The organism is Blastomonas sp. 34TW, assembly GCF_059803595.1.
The window spans coordinates 1-5512 of the sequence record NZ_JAPFGW010000037.1 but is presented as its reverse complement, the minus strand read 5'-3'; the positions used below and the strand labels follow the sequence as shown (position 1 = coordinate 5512).

The window sequence follows — 5512 nt, the reverse complement described above, 5'->3', positions numbered from 1 at the left end:
GTGGCGTAGACACTACAACGAAGAGCGACCGCACAGCGCGATCGGGAATGTCCCCCCGATCATGCTGGCAAACTCAGTCGGTGAAACCAGCCCACCGGACCTGAGCAAGGCGGAAAACTCCAGACCCGAGTGGTCCAAAGTTGGGTAGCAGTGCAGCGGGCATCTGGCTGAGTGCGGCATCGTAACCGGCGTCGGCACCGGCGGTGTAACCGCGATGCTCAAGGCGTTGCATGAGCGACAGGAAGAGCTGCCCATTCATGCCCGGTCCGCGCTGCGCGGCCTTGCTGCCCAACTGAGGGCACTCGCCAGCGAGATCGACCGTTTAGAGGGACAGATACTCGCATGGCACCGAGCCGACGAGACGAGCCGCAGACTCGCCACTATCCCGGGCATCGGCCCGATCACCGCGTCGGCAATATCCGCAGCGGTGCCCGATGCATCTCTGTTCCGATCCGTCGGCAGTTCGCAGCTTGGCTCGGGCTCACCCCTCGAGCGAACAGCTCCGGTAGCAAGGAGCGGCTGGGCGGCATAACAAAGGTAAGCGCCGACGGAAGGCGGCATTGACGTAGGCTATTTCGCCTTTCGTTGCCGTGGCGCCCATTTCTTTGCCAAGGCCTGGAGCCGTGCGTGTATCAGATCGATATTCGGCTGGGCGTTCGGATCATGGTCATCGCCGAGGATTTCGAGCGCCTTCTCATGATATTCGTGGGCCGGGTCAGACAGAGCTTCTAGTGTTTCGGCATACCCCCAGGGCCCGTCAGACTCTTCGGGCGGGCGCATGCCGTTTGCGTCGACCAGACGGGGGTAGCTCATCTGTGGCTCAGCCGGTGCGACGCCCTCGATCTTGACACTGCTTTCCCATCCGTCACCAAAGTCGTAAAGGTAACGGAACGTCTTGCCGCGCATGCCTCCGAGCGCCTCGGCCAGCGTTGCCTTGCGGGCATCGAGCGGACCATCGCAGCCATAAGCAGGGTCAGGGATACCAAAGCCTGTGCGCCCGAACGTCAGTTCCCACAGATGAATGTCGGTCCATGCGAGCACCACCTGGAAGACCGCGTGCAGGCGATCGAGCCGGATGCCTAGCGGCACTTCGATCAGCCGGGTGACGGTCGGGGTCAAATCTTCCAGCGTAATCCTCATCCGAATGACGAACGCGTTGCTCAAGCAGCCTGCCCCAGGGTCTGGATCTGCCTTGCCGCCTGCCATTGCTATGGGAGAAGCTCTTCGATCCGGTTGATCGGGTAATCGCCGATACGTGCGATGACATCGGCAAGCCAGGCCTGGGGCTCCACACCGTTCAGACGGCACGTCGCGACCAGAGAGTAGAACAGCGCCGCTGCATCGCCGCCCTTTGGTGAGCCGACGAGCAGCCAGGTACGACGCCCGAGCACAACGCCCCGCAGGGCGTTCTCGACAAGGTTGTTGCTGATTTCGAGCAACCCGTCATCACAGTATCGGACCATCGCCGCCCAACCACTTGTGAGCAATTGAAAGCCGGTGAAGGCTGCGGTGTGAGTCCGACCGAGGAGTAGTCCGGTTCCGCGGCGATCGCTGCGGAGCGCGGCGTCCAGTTCCAGGCCAGCAGCTGATCGAGCCTTGTGGCGGGATGATCGGCGATGTGAGCGAGGACATCGGCGAACCAAGCCTGCGGATCGACATGGTTGAGCTTGGCAGTCTGGATCAGGGTGTAGATGACGGCGGCGCGCTGGCCGCCGAGATCTGACCCGCGGGACAGCCACGCTTTGCAGCCGAGCGGGATGCAGCGGAGCGCGCGCTCGGCGGTATTGTTGGTGAGGCAGATGCGGCCATCGTGGTGGAAGCGCGTGAACGCGTCCCAGCGCTTGAGCATACGGAAGCAGGCTTTGGTCAGATCATGGCCGCGTGAGAGTTTGGCGACCTGCTCGGTCAGCCAGGCATGCAGATCGGCCATCAGCGGCCCGCTGAGTTCTTAACGGACAGCGACCCGCTCGGCCGGGCACATGAATGAACCTAATCCGGATAAAATCAACGCGTCAAATTCCATCTTGCCCTACAGGGGTCGTCCACACATGACAAAACCGATCACTGATCAACCCCCGAACCGCACACCAGCCCGAAAATGCCGATAATTCGTGCTTGCAAATTGATTTCAGCGAGAACAAGAGCGATTCACTGTCGGCCCTGGCGATCAAACAGCGGAAATATGAGAAAAAGCCAGTCTAACTATTGGTGACGAAATTGGAAACGCTCAAGTCAATCGTTGATCCCCTATTGAACTTATCGCGTCTGAAAAAGCGCTATTTAGCAATAGCTGGGGATTTTCTATGCCTTGCAATGTCGGTCGTGCTAAGTTTTTTTCTACGGCTTGGTAATTTGAATATTGGCTTTAATGCCATTATTACTGTATCGATTATAGGCATTTTTATCTGGCTGCCCGTAGCTTGGGCGACAGGTGTTTATAATACAATATTTCGGTACGCAGGCTTAGGAACAATGCTGGCCCTAGTTCGGGCAATGATTATATATGTGATGCCCTTTAGTATTATTTTTATGACTTATACTATGCCTGAGGTGCCGCGCACTATCGGCCTAATTCAGCCTATGATATTTTTTCTGTCACTTGCGCTAAATCGAATTGTGCTACGTTATTTGCTCGTAGACATTTTCTATTCCGCCAGATTTAAGGGCCCGGTCAGGCGGGTGATCATTTATGGCGGTGGATCGTCCGGTCGGCAATTGGCGAGCTCCCTAAAGCAGGAGCCTGGCTTTCAGATAGTGGGATTTGTCGATGACGACGCACGACTAGACGGCCAGTTGCTGGATGGGGTCCGCGTGCATGATGTGTCCAAACTCGAAGTTATAATAGAGCGGTCTGGCGCCACAGATATAATATTGGCAATGCCGCGAAATTCGAAATCTAAGAACAGGGAGATAATGAAAAAACTCGAGTTGTATGAAATCCGAGTGAAAACGTTACCTCCAATTAGTGAGCTTGTTGATCATGGCATTGACGCTAGCGTGGTTCGTGATATCAACGTCGAAGATTTGTTAGGTAGAGATGCTGTTCCTCCTGATAGAGAATTAATGGCGAAGGCTATTAAAGGAAAGTCAGTCTTAGTAACGGGTGCTGGAGGCTCAATAGGAAGTGAGTTGTGTGCGCAAATTTTAAAATTGAGACCGGACCGATTGATACTGGTTGAAATGGCGGAATTTGCCTTGTACCAAGTAGAGCAGTCATTGACATCTAGTATCAACACGGATAATCTGGAATTACACACCGAAATTATTCCTGAGTTAGCTAATATTTCTGATGCAGGTGTGGTAGATCGCCTCTTTAAAAGGTGGAGGCCTAATACTGTATTTCATGCTGCAGCATATAAGCATGTTCCGTTGGTTGAGCAGAATCCCGTCGGCGGGATGAGGAATAATATCTTTGGAACCTACTACTGCGCAATGAGTGCCATGGATTGTGGAGTAGAAAGTTTTACACTGGTTAGTACCGATAAGGCTGTTCGTCCAACAAATATAATGGGAGCTACAAAGAGGGTTTGCGAGTTGATTTTGCAGGCGCTGGCAGCAGACGGTTCTCAAACTAAATTTTCTATGGTGCGGTTTGGTAATGTACTTGGATCAAGCGGGTCTGTAGTACCTCGTTTTGAAAAGCAGATACGTGAGGGTGGCCCTGTGACGCTGACAGACAGGCGTATCACGCGGTACTTTATGACTATACCTGAAGCGGCCCAGTTAGTGATCCAGGCTGGTGCTCTCGCGAATGCGGGGGAAGTTTGCGTGCTTGATATGGGTAAGGCGATACGCATTATCGATTTGGCTACTGCTATGATAAGACTTTCAGGGTTAACCGAAAAAAGTTCAGTCAACTTGGATGGAGATATAGAAATCATTGAAGTCGGGTTGCGTCCAGGTGAGAAGCTATATGAGGAACTCCTGATTGGCAATAATCCTCAGCCAACAATTCATCCGCGGATTTTCAAAGCCAACGAAAATTACGTTGAAAGGCATGAGTTGGAGGCAAATCTCGCAGAGCTTTATCAACAGTTACTCGATGGAAGTTCGCTTAATGCTATTGATATTTTAAAGAAACTTGTTCCGGAATATCGCCCGACTAGTTGATTGGAGGGGCGTTCTGTGGTTGCAAGTAGTATATATTTTGATATTTTCAAAAATCAATTGAATCTATTGCTCAATTCGGGTTACTATTTAAAGAAAAAGCCTTAGGGGATTAATTATGATTTTTCCAAAATCTTGGAGGCCCGTTGAAGTCGCGGATCTTATAAGAGTCGGACCGAAAGTGGACGGTGGTTATTGTGTTTCAAAAAATTCTGTTTTAGCGGCAGAGTTTCTTTTGTCTTTTGGTCTTTTTGATGACTGGCGATTTGAGGCTCATTTTGGTGAGATTAATCAGATTCCAATCAACTGCTATGATCATACTGTCGATGGCAGGTTTTGGATTCATCATTTTGTTAAGAGTTTGTTAAATATTCGGATGCATAAGATTTTTCAGTACTTTAAATATAAAAAGTTCTTTTCTAAAAGACATTATAAGCACATTCAAAAAAAGATTGGATATGATGAATCAGGCTCGATTAGCTTGAATAGCATTATGGCCAACTTGGGGTCGGATAATGTTTTTCTGAAAGTGGACATCGAAGGTGGTGAATATAGAATACTTAGTCAGATCGTACATTACCAAGATAGATTTTCAGGGATTGTCTTAGAGTTTCATGATATAGACTTGCATGAAGCCGCGCTGAGGTCATTTATTTCTGATTTGGATAGGCATAGTATTGTTTGGATTCATGGAAATAATTATGGTGGCGTTACGCCTGATGGCAATCCTCTCGTTCTTGAAATGAGTTTTTGTCGATCTGACTTGATTGATAATGCACGGATTGGCAGTTCTATATTAGACGTTAATTATCCAAATAACCCGGAGATGCCTGAGATGGCATTAACATTCGCTTCTGTGTGATTACATTGAAAGCGGCTGAGACTTGATGTGAGGGGCGACCTTTGCGTCATTGTAGCTATTTAACGATGTGCAGTTACACGTCCACGTCCTTGAGTCTTTCCATGGAACAGGAAACTGCCACCCTCGGATTGGATATGGCTAAAATGTGTTTCAGGTTTACGCCATCTCTGCCAATGGTGCGGTGCTGTTTTGGGGCAAGGTGCACAGGCCAGAATTGACCCTTCGGTTTGCTGAGTTACCGCGTTGCCTGGCCGGCATGAAAGCGCGTGCATCGGCACATTAATAGCCCGCGAATTGATGGCGATTGGTCATTAGGTGCGTCTGATGGCGCCGCCCTGTGTTAAGCCATATATCACGCTAGGGATGACCGCTTCGCAGATACCGAAACGATCTTCGAAGCGGTCTCCAGCCGACGATGCGCTTTGTCGCTGTGACGCCGATCAAGCAGGAGCCGGAGCTTATGCTTTGACGTGATGTCGTGGACGACCTCCGCACCAAGCAGAGCTGTGCGATGATGTGGTCGTTGTAGGTCCACGTCTAGGA

Annotated in this window: 5 protein-coding genes and 2 pseudogenes; 4 read left to right on the top strand and 3 right to left on the bottom strand. The window is 50.9% G+C overall.

The features are described 5' to 3' along the window. Both OPU69_RS19790 and OPU69_RS19785 read left to right on the top strand, forming a co-directional pair. The coding region (locus OPU69_RS19790) for an integrase core domain-containing protein (RefSeq protein WP_498513275.1) at nt 1–148 on the top strand (148 nt) is incomplete at its 5' end. Nucleotides 149–157: 9 nt separating this feature from the next. Next, nucleotides 158–537, top strand: a pseudogene (locus tag OPU69_RS19785) (transposase); the annotation flags it as partial. A 33-nt stretch (nt 538–570) separates the two neighbouring features. On the opposite strand, the gene OPU69_RS19780 reads toward OPU69_RS19785, so the two are convergent. The 3 genes and pseudogenes from OPU69_RS19780 to OPU69_RS19770 form a co-directional block, all read right to left on the bottom strand. Next, nucleotides 571–1164 carry a plasmid pRiA4b ORF-3 family protein gene (locus tag OPU69_RS19780; RefSeq protein ID WP_498513271.1) on the bottom strand — a complete coding sequence of 198 codons (594 nt, stop codon included), beginning with the start codon at nt 1162–1164 and terminating at the stop codon, nt 571–573. A gap of 44 nt (nt 1165–1208) precedes the next feature. Further along, nucleotides 1209–1643, bottom strand: a complete 435-nt coding sequence (locus tag OPU69_RS19775) for a transposase domain-containing protein (protein WP_498513273.1) — start codon at nt 1641–1643, stop codon at nt 1209–1211. Then, nucleotides 1568–1972, bottom strand: a pseudogene (locus OPU69_RS19770) (IS66 family transposase); the annotation flags it as partial. The gene OPU69_RS19775 and the pseudogene OPU69_RS19770, both read right to left, overlap by 76 nt. A 245-nt stretch (nt 1973–2217) precedes the next feature. Between OPU69_RS19770 and OPU69_RS19765 the strand changes: the two are divergent. After that, nucleotides 2218–4110, top strand: coding sequence for a polysaccharide biosynthesis protein (locus OPU69_RS19765; protein ID WP_498513269.1), 1893 nt, complete (start codon nt 2218–2220; stop codon nt 4108–4110). A 178-nt stretch (nt 4111–4288) separates the two neighbouring features. Then, the gene (locus tag OPU69_RS19760; protein ID WP_498513267.1) at nt 4289–4969 is read left to right on the top strand and encodes an FkbM family methyltransferase; all 681 of its coding nucleotides are present in this window, start codon (nt 4289–4291) and stop codon (nt 4967–4969) included. The last annotated feature ends 543 nt before the right edge of the window (nt 4970–5512 follow it).